The organism is Kribbella sp. NPDC050459 (assembly GCF_040655315.1).
In the GTDB taxonomy this organism is placed as follows: Bacteria; Actinomycetota; Actinomycetes; order Propionibacteriales; family Kribbellaceae; genus Kribbella.
In genome coordinates, this window is record NZ_JBFAJQ010000002.1 from 448386 (window position 1) to 468358 (window position 19973).

Sequence of the window (19973 nt, forward strand, 5' to 3'; positions counted from 1 at the left end):
CAAAGACGACAGCTGATGGCTTGTTTTCCTGAGATAGTCGGAGAATGCGCGCCGAGCGGCTCCTCCGACTGCTGCTGAACCTGCAGACACGCGGCCGGTCGACGGTCGCGCAACTGGCCGCCGCGCTCGAGGTGTCACCACGGACGGTCCAGCGCGACCTGGACGCGCTCAGCCTCGCCGGGGTGCCGGTGTACTCGATCCGCGGCCGGGGCGGCGGGTGGACGATGCTGCCGGACTACCGCAGCCGGCTGACCGGGCTGACGCCGTCGGAGGTCATGTCGGTGTTCGTCGGCGCGACCGCACACGTCCTCGCCGACCTCGGCCTCGACGCCTCCAGCGAACTGGCCGTCACCAAGCTGATCGCGTCCCTGCCCGACGGCACCCGACGCGAGGCCGAGTACGCCCGCCAACGTCTCCTCATCGACCACGCCGGCTGGGACGACCGCCGCGAAACCCCCCGCTGGCTGGACCTCTGCCGCCAAGCCGTCTGGGAAGAACGCCACCTGCAGATCACCTACGGCGACACCACAGCGGCAGGCGACGGCGCGATGCCCGACCGCGATAGGCGGCGGCGTGGGCCGTTCGTTGTGGCGCCGCTCGGGTTGGTGGCGAAGGCGCGTACTTGGTACCTGGTCGCCGCCCGCACCGACGGCCGGCTGCGCACCTACCGCCTGTCGCGCCTGACCTCGGCCGAACTCACCGACGACACCTTCACGCGGCCGGCCGATTTCGACCTGGCGACGTACTGGGCCCGGGCGCAGCGCGAGTTCCAGGCCTCACGCCCGTCGTACCCGATCGTCCTCAAGGTCCGCGACCACGCCGTCCGCCGCTTCCGCCCCCTCCAACCGATGCTCCCCGCCGACAACGACTGGTGGATCATCCACACCGACCTCGAAAACCCCCACGAAGCCTGCGCCGCCGTCCTGGCCCAAGCCGGCGCCGCCCAGGTCGTCGCACCCCCGGAACTCATCACGATGGTCCGAGAGGCCGCCCGGCTAGTGGCCGGCTCCCACTAGCCCTGCGCGGTGGCGATCATGAAGTTGTACGCGGCGAGGCGCACCACGAACGACCGCACACCCCAAGGCCGCTGCTCGATCGGCCCCGCCTCCCGATGCGCCGCGTGAACCTTCTCGATCGCTTCGGCCGGCACTTCGACGTAAAACTGCACGCCCGCTCCGCGAAGGTCCCGGGCCGCAACAGGCAGGAACTGCTCCGAGTCCACACCGAGCATGACCTGCCCACCGTGCAACTCCACCACCGCGAGCGGGTCCCGGGACTCCCTTGGCGTCGCGTACGCCAGGGTCCAGCCGTTAGCGACGAACTCGTCCGCGGCTGAGTACGGGTCGGACGTCGCGAGGATCGGCGTGAGCATCAGGCACTCGGCTTCGTGAGGATCTCCGGCCCATCAGGCGTGATGGCGATGGTGTGCTCGGTGTGGGCGGTGCGGCAGCCGGTCACGCTCCGGAGGGTCCAGCCGTCCTCGTCGGTGACGAGCTCGGCGGTGTCCTGCATGACCCACGGCTCGAGGGCGAGCAGCAGACCGGGACGAAGTTTGTAACCGCGCCCGGGACGACCCGTGTTCGAGACGTGCGGGTCCTGGTGCATCGTCGACCCGATGCCGTGACCGCCGAAGTCGGTGTTGATCGGATACCCGGCCTTGCTCAGCACGTCGCCGATCGCGCGCGAGATGTCGCCAATCCGGGCGTCGGGCACGGCGGCGGCGATCCCCGCGGCGAGGGCGCGCTCGGTCGCGTCGATCATCGCAAGATCCTCCGGCGCCTTGGACTCGCCCACCACGAAGCTGATCGCCGCGTCCGCCGCCACGCCTCCCAGCAGCACGGCGAGGTCGAGCGTCAGCAGATCACCGTCGGCGAGCTGGTAGTCGGACGGTTTCCCGTGCAGCACGGCGTCGTTGACCGCCGTACAGATGTAGTGACCGAACGGCCCGCGCCCGAACGACGCCTCGTAGTCGACGTAGCAGGACTGCGCGCCGGCGGCCGCGATCAGGCCCTTCGTCCACTGGTCGATGTCCAGCAGATTCGTCCCGACGGCGGTCCGGCTCTTCAACGTCTGCAGGATGCCGCCGACCAGCGCGCCGGTCTCCTTCGCCTGCGCCAGCTGCCGGCTGTCCAAGATCTCGATCATGCAATAACTATACCGGCCAAACTATCCCGGTACTATCATCGGACCATGGTCAGGCTGCCGCTCACCCCCGCAGAAGTCGAGCGCGGCGAACGCCTCGGCGCGCTGCTCCGCCGCGCCCGCGGCACCCGCTCGATGCTCCAGACCGCCCTCGACGCCGGCGTCTCCCCCGAAACCCTCCGCAAAATCGAGTCCGGCCGGGTAGCCACCCCCGCCTTCCCCACCATCGCCGCCATCGCCGACGTCCTAGGCCTATCCCTCGACACCCTCTGGTCCGAAATCAACCAGCCCGAGCCGAACCGACTCGTCTCCTAGGCGTCGAAGCAGTTCCGGGTCCTTCCGACGCTTCCGCCTCAGACGTTGAAGCGGAACTCCACGACGTCGCCGTCCTGCATGATGTAGTCCTTGCCTTCCATGCGGACCTTGCCGGCGGAGCGGGCGGCGGTCATGGAGCCGGCGTCCATCAGGTCGTCGTAGGAGACGATCTCGGCCTTGATGAAGCCGCGCTGGAAGTCGGTGTGGATGACGCCGGCGGCTTCGGGGGCGGTGGCGCCGCGCTTGATCGTCCAGGCGCGGGACTCCTTCGGGCCCGCGGTCAGGTAAGTCTGCAGGCCGAGGGTGTCGAACCCGACCCGGGCGAGGACGTCGAGACCGGGCTCGTCGATGCCCATCTCGGACAGCATCTCGCGGGCCTCGTCCTCGTCGCCGAGCTCGACCAGCTCGGCCTCGAACTTGGCGTCCAGGAAGATCGCCTCGGCGGGCGCAACCAGGTCCCGCATCTTCTGCTTGAGGTCCTCGTCGGCCAGTTCGTCGGCGTCGCAGTTGAAGACGTACAGGTACGGCTTGGCGGTCATCAGCATCAGCTCGCGGATCGCGTCGCGGTCCACGTCGGTGGCGATGATCGGCGTCCCGGCCTCGAGGTGCTTCTGCGCCTCCCGGACCGCCTCCAGGACGACGGCGCTCTCCTTCTTCAGCCGGGCTTCCTTCTCCAGCCGCGGGATCGCCTTCTCGACGGTCTGCAGGTCGGCGAGGATCAGCTCGGTCTGGATGGTGGAGATGTCGTCGGCCGGCGACACCTTGCCGTCGACGTGCGTGACGTCGTCGTCGCGGAACACCCGGGTGACCTGACAGATCGCGTCCGACTCACGGATGTGGCTGAGGAACTTGTTGCCCAGCCCCTCGCCCTCCGACGCGCCGCGGACGATGCCGGCGATGTCGACGAACTGCACGGTGGCGGGAATCACCTTCTGCGAACTGAACAGCTCGGCGAGCTTGGCCAGCCGCGGGTCCGGGACGCCGACCACGCCGACGTTGGGCTCGATGGTCGCGAACGGATAGTTCGCGGCGAGCACGTCGTTCTTGGTCAGTGCGTTGAACAGGGTGGACTTGCCCGCGTTCGGGAGCCCGACGATTCCGATGGTGAGTGCCACGGGCGTCAAGGTTACGCGGGGGAACCCCAACTACCCCAATCCGGCTAGATGAGGAAGGCCTCCAGCGCGGCGCCGTACCAGCGGTGCGTGCGGCCGATCGCACGCATGCCGAGCCGGTTGCAGACCGCCAGCGACGCGACGTTGTCCGGCCGGACGACCGCGTAGATCTGGCCGATCCCCGCGGTGAACCCGTGCTCGATCGCGCCCCGCGCGGACTCGGTCGCCAGGCCGCGGCCCCACGCGTCCGGGTGGAAGTGCCAGCCGACCTCGACCTCGCCGCGGCCCGCGGTCCCGTCCGTCGGCTCGGGCAGCGGCGCCAGCAGGACGGTCCCCGCGATCGTCCCGGTGGCCCGCTCCTCCACCGCCCAGACGCCGTACGGCGCCTCGCGACTGCGCTCGTTCCAGCGCTGGATGGCCTTCGACGCGGCCCCGCGGTCGCTCATCACCCGCGGCTCGGCGCCCAGCCATCGGGACACCTCCCAGCGCCGGTAGATGTCGAACACGCGGTCGCCGTCGGCCTCCGACCAGTCGCGCACCAGCACCCGGTCCGTCTCGAACACCACCATCCCCGCCACCTCCCAAGGCTGTTCATATTCGGCCCAACCAGGCGATCGCAAGGAACGTCTCCAGTCTGTGACCACATGGACCGACCGGATCGGACTGCCCTCACGCTTCGTGTTCGGATGCCTGCAATTCCTGCGGTTCGGGTGGCTGGAGATGGTGTCGTGCCTGTTCCCGGCGTTCCTGTTCGCGGGGCTGGCGATCTCGAAGTACGTCGACCTGCCGATCGCCCGGTACGACGCCCTGCTGATCTACTGCCTCGGCCTGACGCTGCTGTTCTGGCTGGTGCGGTTGGAGACGTGGCGCGAGGTGGCGGTGATTTTCGGCTTCCACCTGGTCGGGCTCGGGCTGGAGCTGTTCAAGGTCCGGGTCGGCTCCTGGCAGTACCCGGGCGACGCGGTGACGAAGTTCGCCGGGGTGCCGCTGTTCGCCGGGTTCATGTACGCCGCGGTCGGCAGCTACATCTGCCAGGCGTGGCGACGCTTCGACCTGCGGGTCAGCAACTACCGCCCGGTGCTCACCACGATCGGCGCGGTGCTGATCTACGCGAACTTCTTCACCCATCACTGGATCCCCGACCTGCGGATCCCGATCACGCTCGCGCTGCTCGTCGTGCTGCGTCGTACCTGGGTCTTCTTCACCGTCGGCGTCCGCCGGTACCGGATGCCGCTGGCCTTGTCGTTCGCGCTGATCGGGTTCTTCCTGTGGATCGCGGAGAACTTCGGCACGTTCCTCGACGCGTGGAACTATCCGGACCAGGTGAGTGTGTGGCGGCTCGTGCATCCGGCGAAGTTCGGCGCCTGGTCGTTGCTGGTCAGCATGAGCTTCGTGCTGGTCGCCAGCGTGAAGTCGCTGGAGGGCCGGCTGTACCACCGCGGCGGTGCCGCGACAGTCGAGATCTCACCGCAACACAGCAGCGCCAACCAGCCTGAGGGGTAAGGCGTCTTCCCTTGTGTGAGGGCGCCTGAGGGGGCGCAACTGGGGAAGATCCGCCTGATCTGCAAGGGGAAAGTCATGTCCCGGAAGTTCGCAGCATTCGTCGCGACCGGAGTGGCGCTGGTTGTCGTCGCCGGTTCGTTGCTGGTCCTGGCACTCGGGCACGAAGAGCAACCACGACCGGCTGCCGCCACCACGCAGACCACGACGACCCCGGTCCCGACGCCGACCGAGACGCCGACGCTGAACGCGCCGCCGTCGAAGCCGCGCAAGCCGGCGCCGGACCCGACCGCAGCGCTTGCCACCGGCAACAAGAAGGTCCTGTTCTTCAGTTTCGACGACGGGCCGGATCCGGTCTGGACCCCGAAGGTCCTGCAGGTCCTGGCCAAGCACGGGGCGCACGCGACGTTCTTCGAGCTCGGCTCGATGCAGACCGCGCACCCCGGGCTACGTGAGCAGGTGCTTGCTGCCGGCAACACGATCGGCAGCCACTCGATCACGCACGCCCAGCTGACCGCGGTCTCGCCCGCGAAGCGGCACCACGAGATCTTCGACGGGCCGGAGTCGACCTGCTTCCGCCCGCCGTACGGCGCGTCGAACCCGAAGGTCCGCGCCGACATCTTGGCGGCCGGCATGGTCCAGGTGCTCTGGGACGTCGACCCGCGCGACTGGGCCCGGCCGGGGACGAACGCGATCGTGCACAACATCCTCACCCACGCGCACAACCACAACATCATCCTGATGCACGACGGCGGCGGTAACCGCGCGCAGACCGTCGCTGCCCTGGACAAGGTCCTCCCGCTGCTCAAGGCGCAGGGCTACTCGTTCCCCGCGATGAACTGCTGACCGGCCCGCCCTCCCGGGTGCACCATGGGCCATGGACGCTTCCCGGGAGTTGCTCCGCCTGATCGGCGGGTACCAGGTGTCGCAGGCGATCTCGGTCGCCGCCCGGCTGGGGATCAGCGACGTGCTCGCCACCAGCCCGCAGACCTTGTCCGAGCTCGCGCAGTCGACCGGCGCCGACGTACCGTCGCTGGGCCGGCTGATGCGCGCATTGACCGCGCTCGGCCTCTACACGGACGACGGCGGCACGTTCGCGAACACCGAGCTCGGCGCGGCACTGCGGGTCGACGCGCCACGCTCGGTCGCCGGATGGGCGCGGTTCATCGGGACGGGCTCCTACTGGCAGACGCAAGCCGCCCTGGAGCAGAGCGTTCGCTCCGGCGAGACGGCATTCTCGATCGTGCACGGCGAGCCGGTGTGGGAGTACCGCGCCAGGCATCCTGAGGAACAGAACGCGTTCGACGCGGCGATGACGTCGATGGCGGACGCGGTGACCGAGGCGGTCGTCGCGGCGTAAGACTTCGGCCGCTACGGCACCGTGGTGGACGTCGGCGGCGGGCACGGCCGGTTGCTGCTCGGGATCCTCGAGCGCTACCCGGCGGTCAAGGGCGTGCTCTTCGACCAGCCCGAGGTCGTGGCGGGGGCGTCGACCGACCGGTTCCAGGTGGCCGGCGGCGACTTCTTCGACAGCGTTCCGGCCGGGGACGCGTTGGTGCTGAAGTCGGTGATCCACGACTGGGCGGACGCCGAGTCGATCGCGATCCTGCGCAACTGCCGCGAGGCGCTGCCGGCCGACGGGCGGGTGCTGCTCGTCGAGCAGTTGCTGGACCGCTCGCCGGATCCGGTGCGGACGGCGTTCTCCGACCTGAACATGCTGATCATGACCGGCGGCCGGGAGCGTACGACGGACGAGTACGCCGCGCTGCTCGCGGCCGCCGGCCTGGACCTGGTCGGCACCGTCGCCACCGCGAGCACGACGTTCGTCATCGAGGCCGCCGCTCGCTGATCCGGAACCGAACCGGACTTCTTCCGGTACTTTCCCGGAACTCCGGGCCCGATCTGCCCAAAACTGTCGGCGGGGTTCGGCACTATCTGTGACATGACGGGTACGACGGTGTTGCTGATCCTGCTCTTCCTCGTGGTGGGGCTGCTGCTGGGTGCTGTGTTCGGCGTGCTGTGGGTGCGCGGGCGGGACGGCGCCGCGCTGGCGCGGATCACCGCCGAGCGTGACGCGGCCGAGGACCGGGTCGTCGAGCTGACCCAGGAGCGGACCAGCGTCGGGCAGCAGATGGGCGGGCAGGCCGTCGTCAAGGAGGCTCTCGATCGCCTGCACGCGCAGCTGAACCAGCTCGAGCAGGGCCGCGCCGCCTGGCAGAGCCAGCTGCATCAGCAGGTGAACGAGGTGCGGATGAGCGGCGAGGCGCTGCGCCGTGAGACGGCGTCGCTGTCGACCGCGCTGCGCAAGCCGCAGGTGCGCGGCCGGTGGGGCGAGCTGCACCTGCGCCGGACCGTCGAGCTCGCCGGCATGGTTGCGCACTGCGACTTCACCGAGCAGACGACGACGTTCGGCGAGGAGGGTGTGCTGCGGCCGGACCTGGTCGTGAGACTTGCCGAGGGCAAGAACCTGGTCGTCGACTCGAAGGTGCCGCTGGCGGCGTTCCTGGACGCGAGCGAGTCCGACGACGCGGCGCACCGCGAAGACCGGCTGCGGGCGCACGCCCGGCACCTGCGAACGCACGTGGACCAGCTGGCCTCGAAGGCGTACTGGACACGGCTCTCGCCGTCGCCGGAGTTCGTCATCCTGTTCGTGCCGGGCGAGTCGTTCCTGTCCGCGGCGCTCGACATCGAGCCGGCCCTCCTCGAGTATGCCGCCGAGCGCCGGGTGATCCTCGCGACGCCGACGACGCTGATCGCCACCCTCCGCGCAGCGGCGTACGCGTGGAACCAGTCGGCGCTGACCGAGTCCGCCCAGCAGGTCTTCGAGCTCGGCCGCGAGCTGTATGAGCGGCTCGGCACGATGGGCGACCATCTCGGGCGGGTCGGGCGCTCGCTGACGTCCGCGGTCGAGGCCTACAACGGGACGGTCGGCTCGTTCGAGCGCCGGGTGTTCATCACCGCGCGCAAACTCCGCGACCTGCACGTCACCGAGGCCGAGCTGACCGCGATGGAGTCGATCGAGGCGTCCGTGCGTCCGCTCACCGCGCCCGAGTTCGTGGCGCTCGACGAGTCGCCGACGACACGAAGGTGGCCACCGTCCCAGACGGGCTGACCAGTTCCGGACGCCGATCGTCCGGAACCTGGGCTAGCGTGCTCGCCATGAACGACGTCACCCAGACCGAACCGCTCGCCGAGCCGCCCGTCGCCGGAAGCGAGGTCGACACGCTGCTCGGGGCGCTGGAGCGCAACCGCCGGACGTTCGCATGGAAGTGCGGCGGCCTGGACGCTGCCGGTCTGAACAAGCAGCATCCGCCGTCGACGGTGACGCTCGGCGGGCTGCTCAAGCACCTGGCGCTGGTCGAGGACGACTACTTCACCCGCCGGCTGCTCGGCAAGGAGTACGGGGCGCCGTGGGACACGGTCGACTGGGACGCGGACCCGGACTGGGAGTGGGGCAGCGCGGCCGACGACTCCCCCGAGGAACTGATGGCGCTCTGGGAGGCAGCCGTTGCCCGCTCCCGCGCCGCGGTCGCTGAGGTTCTCGCCGTCGGCGGTGTTGACCAACTCGCCAACTGGAAGGGCCGCGGCGGCGCGTCGCCGAGCCTGCGCTACATCCTCGTCGACCTGATCGAGGAGTACGCCCGGCACACGGGCCACGCCGACCTGATCCGCGAATCCATCGACGGCCTCACCGGCGAAGGAATCCCGCAGTCCTGAACGGATCTGCAGGCCACCACAATCGCTCCCACTCGGCGCATCTGAGCGCGGCAGCCCCGCCTACCCGGCGATTGTGATGGCCTGGCGATCCGGGCCCGCCTGTCGGAAAGCCGACAGTAGCGAGCTGTTGACAGTCGGTGGTCCTCTCACGGAACGATGAGAGCGCTCTCTCAGGCGACGTGAGGAGAAACGAGATGCGCTTCAGAAGCAGAGTGCTGGGTGTCGTCGCGGCTGCGGCGGCTGTGGCCGGGGTGCTTTCGGCGGTCCCGGACCGGCCGGCGGACGCGGCTGTGCCGGCGACGATCCCGCTGACGATCACGAACAACTCGGGTCGTGGCGACCCGGTCTACATCTACAACCTGGGCACGAACCTGGCCACCGGCCAGCAGGGCTGGGCCGACGCGTCCGGCGCCTTCCACGCCTGGCCGGCCGGCGGCAACCCGCCGACCCCGGCGCCGGACGCCTCGATCCAGGGCCCGGCCAACGGTCAGTCGACGACGATCCAGATGCCGAAGTTCTCCGGCCGCGTCTACTTCTCCTACGGCCAGAAACTCGTCTTCAAACTCACCACGGGCGGCCTCGTCCAGCCCGCCGTACAGAACCCGAGCGACCCGAACCGGAACATCCTGTTCCACTGGTCGGAGTACACGCTCAACGACGGCGGACTGTGGATCAACAGCACGCAGGTCGACATGGTCTCCGCGCCGTACGCCGTCAGCGTGAAAGGCGCCGACGGGACCACGAAGACCACCGGCCACCTCAAGCCCGGCGGCTACAACGCCGTCTACAACACGCTCCGCAACACCGCGGGCGGCTGGGGCGGCCTGATCCAGACGGCGCCCGACGGCTCGGTCCTCCGCGCGCTCTCGCCGCTGTACGGCGTCGAGACCGGGGCGCTTCCGGCGAGCACGATGGACGACTACATCAACCGCGTCTGGTCGAAGTACAGCTCGGAGACGCTGACGGTCACGCCGTTCGGCGACCAGCCGAACACGAAGTACTTCGGTCGCGTGTCCGGCGGCGTCATGAACTTCACGAACAGCTCCGGCGCCGTCGTCACCTCGTTCCAGAAACCGGACTCGGCCAGCGTGTTCGGCTGCTTCAAGTTGCTCGACGCACCGAACGACCAGGTCCGCGGCCCGATCTCCCGCACCCTGTGCGCGGGCTACAACCGCTCCACCCTGCTGACGAACCCGAACCAGCCGGATCCGAGCGACGCGAACTTCTACCAGGACGCGGTCACCAACCAGTACTCGAAGATCATCCACTCCCAGATGGCCGACGGCCACGCGTACGGGTTCGCCTTCGACGACGTCGGCAACCACGAGGCGCTCGTCCACGACGGGAACCCGCAACAGGCCGGACTGATCCTGGATCCGTTCAGCTGAGGGCTTGACTCCTTCCTTGGTTAGTGGCAGCTTACCGTTCGTGGGAACTTACGGATCACTCGAAGCCGCCGGACCGGTGCTGGACGCGCTCGGCGACCCGACGCGCCGGGTGATCCTCGAGACGCTGCGCACCGGCGGGCCGTGCTCGGTCGGCGTACTGGCCGAGCGCGTGCCCGTCAGCCGGCCCGCGATCTCGCAGCACCTGAAGGTGCTCGGCGCGGTCGGTCTGGTGCAGCACGAGTCGCGCGGGACCCGGAACATCTACCGGGTCCACCAGGCCGGTCTCGACGAGCTGCGCAGCTGGCTCGACCGGTTCTGGGGCGACGCGCTGCAGGCGTACGCCGACCATGTGCAGCGGACGGTCAAGCGGACCGAGGAGGAACGGGAATGACTGTGGAACAAGACATCTCACCACTGGTGAAGACCGTCGTCGTGCCGGTCGGGGTGGACCGGGCGTTCGAGGCGTTCACCGCGGAGACGTCGGCGTGGTGGCCGCTGTTCAGCCACTCCGTCGGCGCAGCGGCGGCGAACGAGGTCCGGCTGGAAGGCGCCGTCGGCGGGCGCATCGTCGAGTACGGCGCCGACGGCGAGATCGCGACCTGGGGCACGCTGTCGCACTGGGAACCGCCGGCGTCGCTGAGCTTCAGCTGGCACCCCGGCCAGGATCCGTCGGAAGCCGGGCAGGTCACCGTGACGTTCGAGGCGACGGGTGAGGGCACGCAGGTCCAGCTCGTTCACTCGGGCTGGGAGCGCCGCGGTGACGGCGGCCGGGCCCGGCTCAGCTACGACACCGGCTGGGACTACGTACTGGGCAAGTACGTAGAACACGCTCGATAGTTGGGGAATGGCGAATCCTCCCCTCGACGCACGCGCCCTGGAAGCCTCGCTGCGGCCGCATGGCGAGTCCGTCATGCTGCCGCGGGCGGCGTACGTCGATCCGGAGGTGCTCGCCTGGGAACGCCGGCACTTCTTCGCCGGCACCTGGACCTGCCTCGGCCGCGTCGACGAGCTCTCCGACGGTACGACGTACCGCGAGGTGACCGTCGGCGACATCGCGACCGTCATCACGTTCGGGGACGTGCCGCGGGCGTTCGCCAACGTGTGCCGGCATCGCGGACACGAGTTGCTGGAGCGCGCGGAGTCGGGCACTCGCCCCGCCCTGGTGTGCCCGTACCACGGCTGGTCGTACGAGCTGGGCGGCTCGGTGAAGGCCGCGCCCCGGATGGGCGACGCCTTCAGTACCGAACCGTATGGTCTGGTCGAGCTGCCGACCGAGGTGTGGCACGGCTGGCTGTTCGTGAACGCAACCGGTACGGCGGCGTCGTTCGCGGACCATCTCGGCGGGATCACCGACCTGGTGGCGCCGTACGCGCCGGAAACCCTGGCGCTGAAGGCGCGGCACGCGTACGACGTGGCGGCGAACTGGAAGACGATCGTGGAGAACTACCACGAGTGCTACCACTGCCCGCTGATCCATCCCGAGCTGTGCAAGGTGTCGCCGCCGACGTCGGGCGACAACTGGAACCTGCCCGGCGCGTGGGTCGGCGGGCTGATGGACCTGCGCCCGGACGCCGAGACGATGTCGCTCGACGGCCGGTCGCTCGGGATACCGATCGACGGGGTGAACCCGCGGCAGGTCAACTACCTCGGGCTGTTCCCGAACCTGCTGATCTCACTGCACCCCGACTACGTCATGACCCATCGGCTCGAGCCCCGCACACCGGGCCTGACCGCGATCGAGTGCTCGTGGTACTTCCGGCCCGAGGTGAGCGATCCGTCGTACGCCGTGGAGTTCTGGGACATCACGAACCGCGAGGACTGGGCCGCCTGCGAGTCGGTCCAGCGCGGCGCGGAGTCCCCGCACTTCCGTCCCGGACCGCTGGCGCCCGCGGAGGACGCCGTCTACCAGTGGGTGACGATGCTCGCCCGCGGCTACCTCGGCAAGCCCCTAAGCATCCAGTAACGATCGCGGCGGCGGCGCGTGTTCTTCCTTTGGCCTAAGCGTACAAGGAATCGACCGACCGCACGCTCGGTTATCCACAGGCTCAGTAGCCCAGCGTGAAACGTCGCTGGTTGTGGGCCGCGGTCTCGGCCTCGTCGACCAGGGCGACGGCGTAGTCCTCGGCGGAGATGTGCTCGCCGACCGGCTCGTCCTGGCCGAGCCGGAAGACGCCGGTGCGCTCGCCCGGGGCGATCACGAACGCCGGCGAGAGCATGGTCCAGTTCACGTCGCTGGCGCGCAGGTTCTCGAGCGCCTGCGAGACGGTCAGCGACTCGCCCTTGTACTCGGCCGGGAAGTCCGGCCCGTCCACCACCCGGTTGCCGTTGACAACAAGGCTGCCGGCGCCGCCGACGACCAGCAGCCGCGTCGCCGTCCCCCGCACGGCGGCGATCAGGTTGTCGACCGCGTCCAGGTACTCCTGGTGGTCGCCGCCGGTCCGGCTCGGCCCGATCGCCGCGACCAGCACGTCCGCGTCCGCCGCCAACTCCTTGGCCGCCGCCACGTCGTTCGCGCTCGCCTGCACCGCGCGGACGCCGTCCGGCACCTCGCCACCCGAGCGCGTCGCGCCGGCCACCTCGTGGCCCCGGCTCACCGCCTCGGCCGCCACCCGGCTGCCGACCATCCCGCTCACGCCGAACACCGCGATCTTCATCTCTGCTCCTTGTCCGTTGACCTGCGACCAACGGTATCTATTGGTAACTGGCTACTTCAACGTGCTATAAGTACCTTGTGGTAACTAAAGGCGACGCCTTCGACCCGAACTGCCCGACCCGCGCGATCCTGGACCGGATCGGCGACAAGTGGACGGTGCTCGTGGTGCTGAGCCTGCGCGGCGGCCCACTGCGCTTCACGGAGCTCCGCGACGGCATCGGCCGGGTCGCGCCGAAGGTCCTCACCCAGACCCTGCGCCGGATGGAGCGCGACGGCCTGATCACCCGCGAGGTCTACCCGGAGATCCCGCCGCGCGTGGTCTACACGCTGACCCCGATGGGCGCCTCCCTGACCGCACCGATCGCCGCCGTCACCGACTGGGCCGAGACGCACATGCCCGCGATCACCAAGGCCCAGCGGCAGTACGACGAGACCGCCTGAGAAGATCCAGCTCGCTTCACTCAACCTTTCCTTCGGGTCGTGCCATCTCAAGGCTGACCGAGTTGAGTGAGATGGGGGTTGGAATGGATCCAGGACGCGACCACGAATTCGCCGAGTTCGTGGACGGGCGGTTCACCGCGCTGCAGAGGTTCGGCTACCTGCTGACCGGTGAATGGCACCTCGCCGAGGACCTGGTGCAGACCGCGCTGACCAAGGTGTGGTTCCACCGGAACTCGTTGCGCAGCAGCAGCGCTCTGGAGAGCTACACCCGGACCGTGATGGTGAACACCAGCACGCAGTGGTGGCGCCGGAAGTGGCGCGGCGAGACACCCACCGAACAGCTGCCCGAACCGCAGGCCCGGGAGGAGTACGGCTCGGTCGACGACCGGGACCTGTTGCTGCGGGCACTCGCCGGGCTCCCCCGCCGGACCCGCGCGACGCTCGTCCTGCGGTACTTCGAGGACCTGCCGGAGGCCGAGATCGCGCAGATCATGGGCTGCTCGGTCGGCACCGTGAAGTCCAACGTCTCGCGCGGACTGGCCAAACTCCGCGAACACCACCTGGTGGCCGCCATTTCCGCTCCGGCCCAGAAGGAGGGCTGACGCATGACCGATGATCTCAAGCAGCAGTTCGAACGCCTCGTCGCCGACCCGCCGCCGCTCGGCGCGCGGCCGAGCGAATCCGTGTTCGCCCGGGTGCGTACGGCGCGCCGCCGTCGTACCGCCGGCGTCGTGACCCTGGCCGCGGCGGCCGTCGTCGCCGTCGCCGTTGCCGCGGGCAACCTCACGGACATCAACAGCAGCCCGCCGGTGACCAACACCCCGAGCGCACCGTCCACGGTCGTCACCGGGCCGCCCACCGCCACACCGACGACCACCCCGCCGAACACCCCGACGAACACGCAGACCAGCACACCGCCCGCCGCGCCGGGCACCACCGCGACGAAACCGGCGACGTCGGGTGTGACCGGGGCCGCGCGCACGACGAACACCCCGCCGCCTGTCGCCAACCACACCTCGAGCACACCGGATGCCCCGACGCTCGGAGTGCAGGTCACGCTGAAGCCGACCGTTCAGGGGCGGGCCCTGACCATGAAGGTGACCGTGTCGGGAACCGAGTTGGTGCCGACGGATCTCATCAACCACCGGCCGCTCTCGACCTCGCAGACCACCTTCCTCGACCTTCTGGGTGGGACGCAGTACTTCTTCGGCGACGGCGGCCAGAGCGGCTCCGACGCCGGCGCGGTGGACTGCCTGAGCGGCACGAAGCCGACGACCGGACGGCAGACCTACACACTGCAGGACGGGTCCACGCCGCCGACCACCCACACGTACCCGAAGGCAGGCACCTACACGTTCAAGTACACGGTCCGGTACTGCGGCACCGGCGGCTGGGTGCCGGTGACGAAGTCCACGAAGGTGACGATCAAGTAGGTCAGATGGTCCAGGCGTGGTCGGAGGTGCCGGTGGTGGGGAGGCCGGCCGCCTTCAGGTCGGTGCGGAGGTCGCGCGGGAGAGCGAACGTCAGGCTCTCCTCCGCGGTCGTGACCTCCTGGACCTCGGCGTACCCGCGCTCGGCCAGCCAGCGCAGGACGTCGCGGACGAGCACCTCCGGCACGCTCGCACCACTGCTCACGCCGACCGAGTCGACGCCCGCCAGCCAGGACTCGTCGATCTCGTCGGCGAAGTCGACCAGGTAGCCGGCCTTCGCGCCGTGCTCGATCGCGACCTCGACCAGGCGCACCGAGTTCGACGAGTTGCGGGAGCCGACGACGAGCATCAGGTCCGCCTCGGGCGCCAGCTTCTTGACCGCGGCCTGGCGGTTCTGGGTGGCGTAGCAGATGTCGTCGCTCGGCGGGTCCTGCAGGTGCGGGAACCGCTCGCGCAGGCGCCGTACGGTCTCCATCGTCTCGTCCACTGACAGCGTGGTCTGGGACAGCCAGACGACCTTCTCGGGGTCACGGACGGTGACGTTCGGCACATCGTCGGGGCCGTCGACCAGGTGCACGTGGTCGGGGGCCTCGCCGGAGGTGCCGATGACCTCCTCGTGGCCTTCGTGGCCGATCAGCAGGATGTCGAAGTCGGTCGCGGCGAACCGCTTCGCCTCGTGGTGCACCTTGGTGACCAGCGGGCAGGTCGCGTCGATCGTCTTCAGCTGCCGTGCGGCCGCCTCTTCATGCACCACCGGGGCGACCCCGTGTGCGGAGAAGATCACCGTCTCGCCCTCGGGCACCTCGGCGGTTTCGTCGACGAAGATCGCGCCGCGCTTCTGCAGCGTCTGCACGACGTACTTGTTGTGCACGATCTCCTTGCGCACGTACACCGGCGGCCCGTACAGGTCGAGGGCCTTCTCCACCGCCACCACGGCCCGGTCGACGCCCGCGCAGTACCCGCGGGGGGCCGCAAGCAGCACCCGCTTGGTCTTGGTCGCGGTCGTCGTACCGGTGTCGTCAGGCTGGGAAGTCACGGTCCCCATGGTACGGGCCGCCTGGAACGGCTCCTGATGCGCGCCGGATGTACGTCGGGGAGCCGTCCGCCCTGTCCGGACGGCTCCTCCGTGGGAGGTGTTACCGATGAGTCAAGAATGCCCCGGAAACACCTTCCCCGCAAAGGATTTTCCGGCCGCCCACCCGCGCAGCGCCGCGAAGTCCGCACCGGTGAGCCCGACCCGCGCATCGACCGGCCGGATCAGCTGGTGCGCACCGGAAAACCGGACGTTCTCGGCCTCCCCCACCTCGTCGTCCACCCAGGCGAACGGCCGATCGCCCACCCAGTCCGCGACGTACGGCGTTTTCCACGAACCGCGCCGGACCGGCGAGCGATCGGGCCACAGGATCGTCGGAAGATCCGACGGAAGCCCGAGCAGCGGCGACAGCAGTCGATTCGCGCCGTGCTCCCAGCTGGTCGCCCAGACCAGGTCGAAGCTGCCGTCGAGCGCCGCCAGTTCGGCGCCGTGGCGCGGATCGATCAGCACCCGCCAGGTCTTCTCGCCCTCGACGATCTCCCGCGGCTGGTAGCCCGGTGGCGCCTGCTCCGCGCGGTGCGGATTCAGGGGGCCGTCGAAATCCAGCAGCAGGAGGGGGCGCATTACTCAACGTTAGGGAATGTCGGTGCGGGGTCGTAGGGTCTGGGAGTGGCTTTGGAGACCTCGCCGGAAGCGCCGGCGGCCGTGCGCACGATCGCGAACGGGATCGCCAGCTGGATCAACCAGCTCGGTGCCGTGTGGGTCGAGGGGCAGCTGACGGACGTCTCGATCGGCCGCGGTACGACGACGGTGTTCGGCACGCTGCGCGACACCGACGCGGACATCTCGCTGCGCTTCACCTGCAACCGGCGGGTGTTCGAGACCGTCGACGTCCGGGACGGTTCGCGGGTGCTGGTGCACGCCAAGCCGAACTTCTTTGCCCGCCGCGGCACGCTCGCGCTCGCGGTCAGCGAGATCCGCCACGTCGGCATCGGCGAGCTGCTGGCCCGGATCGAGCGGCTCAAGCAACTGCTCGGCGCCGAGGGCCTCTTCGAGCCGTACCGGAAGAAGAAACTGCCGTTCCTGCCGCACACGATCGGGCTGATCTGCGGGCGCGACTCGGCGGCCGAGCGCGACGTGCTGGAGAACGCCAAGCGCCGCTGGCCGGCGGTCGCGTTCCGGATCGAGTATGCGTCGGTCCAGGGCCCGTCGGCGGCCGGCGAGGTGATGACCGCGCTGCGCAAGCTCGACGCGGACGAGTCGGTCGAGGTGATCGTGATCGCCCGCGGCGGCGGATCCCTGGAGGATCTGCTGCCGTTCTCCGACGAGGGCCTGATCCGCGCGGTGTCCAAGACGGGCACGCCGGTGGTGAGCGCGATCGGGCACGAGCCGGACTCACCGCTGCTCGACCTGGTCGCGGACCTGCGCGCGTCGACGCCGACCGACGCGGCGAAGCGCATCGTCCCCGACGTGCGGGAAGAGCTGGACGGCGTGCGGCTACTGCGCGAGCGTGGCCTGCGGGCGATCCGGTCCTGGCTGGATCGCGAGTCGCACGCGCTGGCGGCGATCCGGTCGCGGCCGGCGCTCGCCGCGCCCGTCACGGACCTGCAGCGGCGCGCGGACGAGATCGCGGCCCTGGTCGAGCGCAACCGGCGGACGCTTACGCACCGGCTCGATCGCGCGAGCGACGACATCGCGCACCGGTTGGCGAGTGTGCGGGCGCTGTCCCCGAAGGCGACGCTCGAGCGCGGGTACTCCGTGCTGCAGCTGGCCGACGGGACCGCCGTACGGGAAGTGGCGCAGGTGGCGCCGGGCGACCTGCTGCAGGCGCGGGTCAGTGACGGCCGCTTCGCGGTCGAAGTCAAGACGGAGGAAGACAAGTGAGCGGCGACCGACCCGAGATGACCTACGAGCAGGCCCGCGAGGAACTCGTCGACGTGGTCCGCAAGCTCGAAGCCGGCGGCACCAGCCTGGAGGAGTCGCTGGCGCTGTGGGAGCGCGGTGAGGAGCTCGCCGGCACCTGCCAGCGCTGGCTCGACGGCGCCCGCGAGCGCCTCACCAAGGCCCAAGCCGCACACGAGGAGAAGACCGACTGAACAGCCGGCCGACAACGCGCTCGGCCCGCCCGGGCGACCTTCTGGGCGCCGCCGAGGCGCGGGTGGCGAGTTGGCGCGGAGCCTTCACCGGCCTCGTCCCGCAGGACTTCCTCGACCAGATGGACCCGGGCTCGATCGCCGCTTCCTGGGCGGACAGCATCGCCGCCGGCCGCTCCCGGATCCATGTGGCGGTCCTCGACGAGCGTGTGATCGGGTACGCCGGTGTCGGCCCGGAGCGTGATCAGGCAGCCCCGCCGACCACGGGCGAGTTGTACGCGCTGTTCGTCCACCCCGACCACTGGGGAACAGGCGCCGGACGCGCCCTGACCGACGCCGCGTGCGCCGACCTCCGCGCCGCGGGCTGCACTGTCGTCCAGCTGTGGGTGCTCGAGGCAAACATCCGCGCCCGCCACTTCTACACGCGCTACGGCTTCACCGAGACAGCCGACCGGACGCACTCCTCGCTGGACAACCTGCCCGAGATCAGGCTGACAGCAAGCCTGTAGCCACCGCCCGAAGGCCGGCCTTCATCCGGTCGAGCTCGTACCCCTGCTCGCGAAGGGCGTTGTGCAGGTCGGCCGCCAGTGGCGCGAGCACCACATGCGCCGTGTAGTCCGCGTCCAGGTCCGGGCGGGCGGACTCGATCAGGTGGGACAGGTGGCGATGCCAGAGATGGTACGAACCGATGCGGTAGCGCGCGCCGTCCGAGGCGTTCTCGCTGTCCATGAACAGCGCGACATGCCGGTCGAGCAGATCCAGGTAGGCGTCGAGGAAGGCCGTCACCCGGAGCACCGGTGACGTGCCCGGCCCGAGCGGCGGCGGGCCGCTGATGATCTTCGCCTGCAGCTCCTGCTCGCGCTCGTCGAGCAGCGCGACCGCCAGGCCCGCGCGGTCGCCGAACCGGCGGAACACGGTTCCCTTCCCCACGCCCGCCTCCGCGGCGATCGCGTCCAGCGAGACGTTCTTCACCCCGTGCTCGGTGAACAAGCGCTCGGCGGCCTCCAGCACGCGGAGCCGGTTGCGGCGCGCGTCGGCCCGTTCCGGCCGTGGCTCCCCCACGACCGGAAGACTCCGTTGTGAAGCGGACTGCGGTCCGGTATTGTCGTTCATAAGACGGACTGTAGTCCGCTAAAGACCCTGGAGGAAGCAGACATGACCAACACGCACGCCCGGATCGCGATCGCCTATCACTCGGGCTACGGGCACACCGCGAAGCAGGCCGAGGCGGTGGCCGCCGGCGCCGCGTCGGTTCCGGGCACCGCGACCGACCTCGTGCCGCTGGACGAGCTGACCGAGCAGGTGTGGGAGCGGCTGACCGCCGCGGACGCGATCGTCTTCGGCGCCCCGACGTACATGGGGAGCCCGAGCTGGGTGTTCAAGAAGTTCGCCGAGGAGAGCGTGCGGATCTGGGCGGCCGACCTCGCCTGGCGGGACAAGATCGCGGCCGGGTTCACCAACTCCAAGGCGATGTCCGGCGACAAGCTCAACAGCCTGGTCGACCTGGCCGTGTTCGCCGCGCAGCACGGGATGATCTGGGTCGGCCTGGACATCTACCCGGGCTGGGCGGAGAGCACCGCGAGCATCGAGGACCTCAACCGGCTCGGCAGCTGGCTGGGCGCGATGGCGCAGTCCGACGCGGATCTGTCCGCGGAGAAGGCGCCGCCGGCGACGGACCTCCGGACCGCGGCCGCGCTCGGCGCGCGGGTCGCCACCGTCACCCACCGGCACCTGAGAGGAGCACTGGCGGCCTGATGGCATGGCTCATCCTGCTCGCCGCGGCGGCGTTCGAGATCGCGTTCGCGCTCAGCCTGAAACCGAGCGAGGGCTTCAGCCGCCTGTGGCCGACGCTCGGCGTGCTCGTGTTCGGCGTGATCTCGGTCGCCCTGCTGGCCAAGACCCTCGACCGCCTCCCGGTCGGCACGGCGTACGCGATCTGGACCGGGATCGGCTCCGTCGGCGTGGTGACGCTGGGCATCGTCATCTTCCACGAGCCCGTCACCCCGACCCGCCTGGCCTGCATCGCCCTGATCGTCGTCGGCATCGTCGGCCTCCGCCTGGCCGGCGCCGAGTAGGCGAACCTGCACCACTCATCAACCTCTTCGCGGCGCCGGTCCGCGGCGGGTTCTGAGCGGGCGGGCCGCCGCAT

The 19973-nt window shown here is 69.8% G+C and carries 27 protein-coding genes and 1 pseudogene; 20 read left to right on the forward strand and 8 right to left on the reverse strand.

Annotated elements, in window-relative coordinates; all coding sequences use genetic code 11:
- Positions 1 to 44: 44 nt before the first annotated feature.
- Complete coding sequence (locus tag AB0I12_RS07995; RefSeq protein ID WP_359926222.1) at positions 45 to 1016, forward strand: WYL domain-containing protein; 972 nt, start codon at positions 45 to 47, stop codon at positions 1014 to 1016.
- Here the strand turns inward: AB0I12_RS07995 and AB0I12_RS08000 are convergent.
- Both AB0I12_RS08000 and map read right to left on the reverse strand, forming a co-directional pair.
- Positions 1013 to 1372: a hypothetical protein gene (locus tag AB0I12_RS08000; protein WP_359926225.1), complete on the reverse strand. Its 360-nt coding sequence runs from the start codon at positions 1370 to 1372 to the stop codon at positions 1013 to 1015. The genes AB0I12_RS07995 and AB0I12_RS08000 overlap by 4 nt on opposite strands.
- Entirely contained in the window at positions 1372 to 2145 is a 774-nt protein-coding gene (map, locus tag AB0I12_RS08005; protein WP_359926228.1) for a type I methionyl aminopeptidase, read from the reverse strand. Before map ends, AB0I12_RS08000 begins: the two co-directional genes overlap by 1 nt.
- Before the next feature lie 45 nt (positions 2146 to 2190).
- Between map and AB0I12_RS08010 the strand changes: the two genes are divergently transcribed.
- Positions 2191 to 2457, forward strand: coding sequence for a helix-turn-helix transcriptional regulator (locus AB0I12_RS08010; protein WP_359926229.1), 267 nt, complete (start codon positions 2191 to 2193; stop codon positions 2455 to 2457).
- A gap of 38 nt (positions 2458 to 2495) precedes the next feature.
- Here AB0I12_RS08010 and ychF read toward each other — a convergent pair whose 3' ends face one another.
- On the reverse strand, positions 2496 to 3572 hold the full coding sequence (gene ychF / locus AB0I12_RS08015; RefSeq protein ID WP_359926232.1) for a redox-regulated ATPase YchF: 1077 nt from the start codon (positions 3570 to 3572) through the stop codon (positions 2496 to 2498).
- 44 nt (positions 3573 to 3616) lie between these two features.
- Positions 3617 to 4138 carry a GNAT family N-acetyltransferase gene (locus AB0I12_RS08020; RefSeq protein WP_359926235.1) on the reverse strand — a complete coding sequence of 174 codons (522 nt, stop codon included), beginning with the start codon at positions 4136 to 4138 and terminating at the stop codon, positions 3617 to 3619.
- 67 nt (positions 4139 to 4205) lie between these two features.
- Between AB0I12_RS08020 and AB0I12_RS08025 the strand changes: the two genes are divergently transcribed.
- From AB0I12_RS08025 to AB0I12_RS08070, 10 genes and pseudogenes are all read left to right on the forward strand, one after another.
- On the forward strand, positions 4206 to 5072 hold the full coding sequence (locus AB0I12_RS08025; protein WP_359926237.1) for a DUF817 domain-containing protein: 867 nt from the start codon (positions 4206 to 4208) through the stop codon (positions 5070 to 5072).
- Positions 5073 to 5147: 75 nt separating this feature from the next.
- A complete protein-coding gene (locus AB0I12_RS08030) occupies positions 5148 to 5915 on the forward strand; it encodes a polysaccharide deacetylase family protein (RefSeq protein WP_359926240.1) in 768 nt (255 codons plus the stop codon).
- 31 nt (positions 5916 to 5946) lie between these two features.
- Entirely contained in the window at positions 5947 to 6429 is a 483-nt protein-coding gene (locus tag AB0I12_RS08035; RefSeq protein ID WP_359926242.1) for a methyltransferase dimerization domain-containing protein, read from the forward strand.
- 15 nt (positions 6430 to 6444) lie between these two features.
- Positions 6445 to 6918, forward strand: a pseudogene (locus AB0I12_RS08040) (methyltransferase); the annotation flags it as partial.
- Between the two features lie 93 nt (positions 6919 to 7011).
- Entirely contained in the window at positions 7012 to 8181 is a 1170-nt protein-coding gene (locus tag AB0I12_RS08045; RefSeq protein WP_359926245.1) for a DNA recombination protein RmuC, read from the forward strand.
- Positions 8182 to 8228: 47 nt separating this feature from the next.
- The gene (locus AB0I12_RS08050; RefSeq protein ID WP_359926247.1) at positions 8229 to 8786 is read left to right on the forward strand and encodes a DinB family protein; all 558 of its coding nucleotides are present in this window, start codon (positions 8229 to 8231) and stop codon (positions 8784 to 8786) included.
- Positions 8787 to 8980: 194 nt separating this feature from the next.
- Positions 8981 to 10174: a glycoside hydrolase family 64 protein gene (locus tag AB0I12_RS08055; protein WP_359926250.1), complete on the forward strand. Its 1194-nt coding sequence runs from the start codon at positions 8981 to 8983 to the stop codon at positions 10172 to 10174.
- Between the two features lie 40 nt (positions 10175 to 10214).
- Entirely contained in the window at positions 10215 to 10565 is a 351-nt protein-coding gene (locus AB0I12_RS08060) for a metalloregulator ArsR/SmtB family transcription factor (protein ID WP_359926252.1), read from the forward strand.
- A complete protein-coding gene (locus AB0I12_RS08065; protein WP_359926253.1) occupies positions 10562 to 11011 on the forward strand; it encodes an SRPBCC domain-containing protein in 450 nt (149 codons plus the stop codon). The genes AB0I12_RS08060 and AB0I12_RS08065 overlap by 4 nt, the downstream gene beginning before the upstream one ends.
- Before the next feature lie 7 nt (positions 11012 to 11018).
- Positions 11019 to 12137, forward strand: a complete 1119-nt coding sequence (locus tag AB0I12_RS08070) for an aromatic ring-hydroxylating dioxygenase subunit alpha (RefSeq protein WP_359926256.1) — start codon at positions 11019 to 11021, stop codon at positions 12135 to 12137.
- 82 nt (positions 12138 to 12219) lie between these two features.
- Here the strand turns inward: AB0I12_RS08070 and AB0I12_RS08075 are convergent, their stop codons facing one another.
- Positions 12220 to 12828, reverse strand: coding sequence for an NAD(P)H-binding protein (locus AB0I12_RS08075; protein ID WP_359926258.1), 609 nt, complete (start codon positions 12826 to 12828; stop codon positions 12220 to 12222).
- Between the two features lie 77 nt (positions 12829 to 12905).
- Here AB0I12_RS08075 and AB0I12_RS08080 point away from each other — a divergent pair, with 77 nt between their 5' ends.
- The 3 genes from AB0I12_RS08080 (at position 12906) to AB0I12_RS08090 (ending at position 14701) form a co-directional block, all read left to right on the forward strand.
- Entirely contained in the window at positions 12906 to 13268 is a 363-nt protein-coding gene (locus AB0I12_RS08080; RefSeq protein ID WP_359926260.1) for a helix-turn-helix domain-containing protein, read from the forward strand.
- Between the two features lie 83 nt (positions 13269 to 13351).
- Entirely contained in the window at positions 13352 to 13870 is a 519-nt protein-coding gene (locus AB0I12_RS08085; protein WP_359926263.1) for a SigE family RNA polymerase sigma factor, read from the forward strand.
- Positions 13871 to 13873: 3 nt separating this feature from the next.
- Positions 13874 to 14701, forward strand: coding sequence for a hypothetical protein (locus AB0I12_RS08090; RefSeq protein ID WP_359926266.1), 828 nt, complete (start codon positions 13874 to 13876; stop codon positions 14699 to 14701).
- 1 nt (position 14702) lies between these two features.
- On the opposite strand, the gene AB0I12_RS08095 is transcribed toward AB0I12_RS08090, so the two are convergent.
- The gene (locus AB0I12_RS08095; protein WP_359926268.1) at positions 14703 to 15743 is read right to left on the reverse strand and encodes a 4-hydroxy-3-methylbut-2-enyl diphosphate reductase; all 1041 of its coding nucleotides are present in this window, start codon (positions 15741 to 15743) and stop codon (positions 14703 to 14705) included.
- A gap of 102 nt (positions 15744 to 15845) precedes the next feature.
- On the reverse strand, positions 15846 to 16355 hold the full coding sequence (locus AB0I12_RS08100) for an HAD domain-containing protein (RefSeq protein WP_359926270.1): 510 nt from the start codon (positions 16353 to 16355) through the stop codon (positions 15846 to 15848).
- A gap of 45 nt (positions 16356 to 16400) precedes the next feature.
- Here AB0I12_RS08100 and xseA point away from each other — a divergent pair, with 45 nt between their 5' ends.
- From xseA to AB0I12_RS08115, 3 genes are all read left to right on the forward strand, one after another.
- Positions 16401 to 17615 carry an exodeoxyribonuclease VII large subunit gene (gene xseA / locus AB0I12_RS08105; protein ID WP_355700482.1) on the forward strand — a complete coding sequence of 405 codons (1215 nt, stop codon included), beginning with the start codon at positions 16401 to 16403 and terminating at the stop codon, positions 17613 to 17615.
- A gap of 17 nt (positions 17616 to 17632) precedes the next feature.
- Entirely contained in the window at positions 17633 to 17827 is a 195-nt protein-coding gene (locus tag AB0I12_RS08110; protein ID WP_130385041.1) for an exodeoxyribonuclease VII small subunit, read from the forward strand.
- 62 nt (positions 17828 to 17889) lie between these two features.
- A complete protein-coding gene (locus AB0I12_RS08115) occupies positions 17890 to 18333 on the forward strand; it encodes a GNAT family N-acetyltransferase (protein WP_359926274.1) in 444 nt (147 codons plus the stop codon).
- Here the strand turns inward: AB0I12_RS08115 and AB0I12_RS08120 are convergent.
- Entirely contained in the window at positions 18311 to 18886 is a 576-nt protein-coding gene (locus AB0I12_RS08120) for a helix-turn-helix domain-containing protein (RefSeq protein ID WP_359926277.1), read from the reverse strand. The genes AB0I12_RS08115 and AB0I12_RS08120 overlap by 23 nt on opposite strands.
- Before the next feature lie 93 nt (positions 18887 to 18979).
- Between AB0I12_RS08120 and AB0I12_RS08125 the strand changes: the two genes are divergently transcribed.
- Together AB0I12_RS08125 and AB0I12_RS08130 are read left to right on the forward strand one after the other, a co-directional pair.
- Positions 18980 to 19579, forward strand: a complete 600-nt coding sequence (locus AB0I12_RS08125; protein WP_359926280.1) for a flavodoxin family protein — start codon at positions 18980 to 18982, stop codon at positions 19577 to 19579.
- Positions 19579 to 19899, forward strand: coding sequence for a multidrug efflux SMR transporter (locus tag AB0I12_RS08130; protein WP_359926282.1), 321 nt, complete (start codon positions 19579 to 19581; stop codon positions 19897 to 19899). Before AB0I12_RS08125 ends, AB0I12_RS08130 begins: the two co-directional genes overlap by 1 nt.
- Positions 19900 to 19973 lie beyond the last annotated feature (74 nt).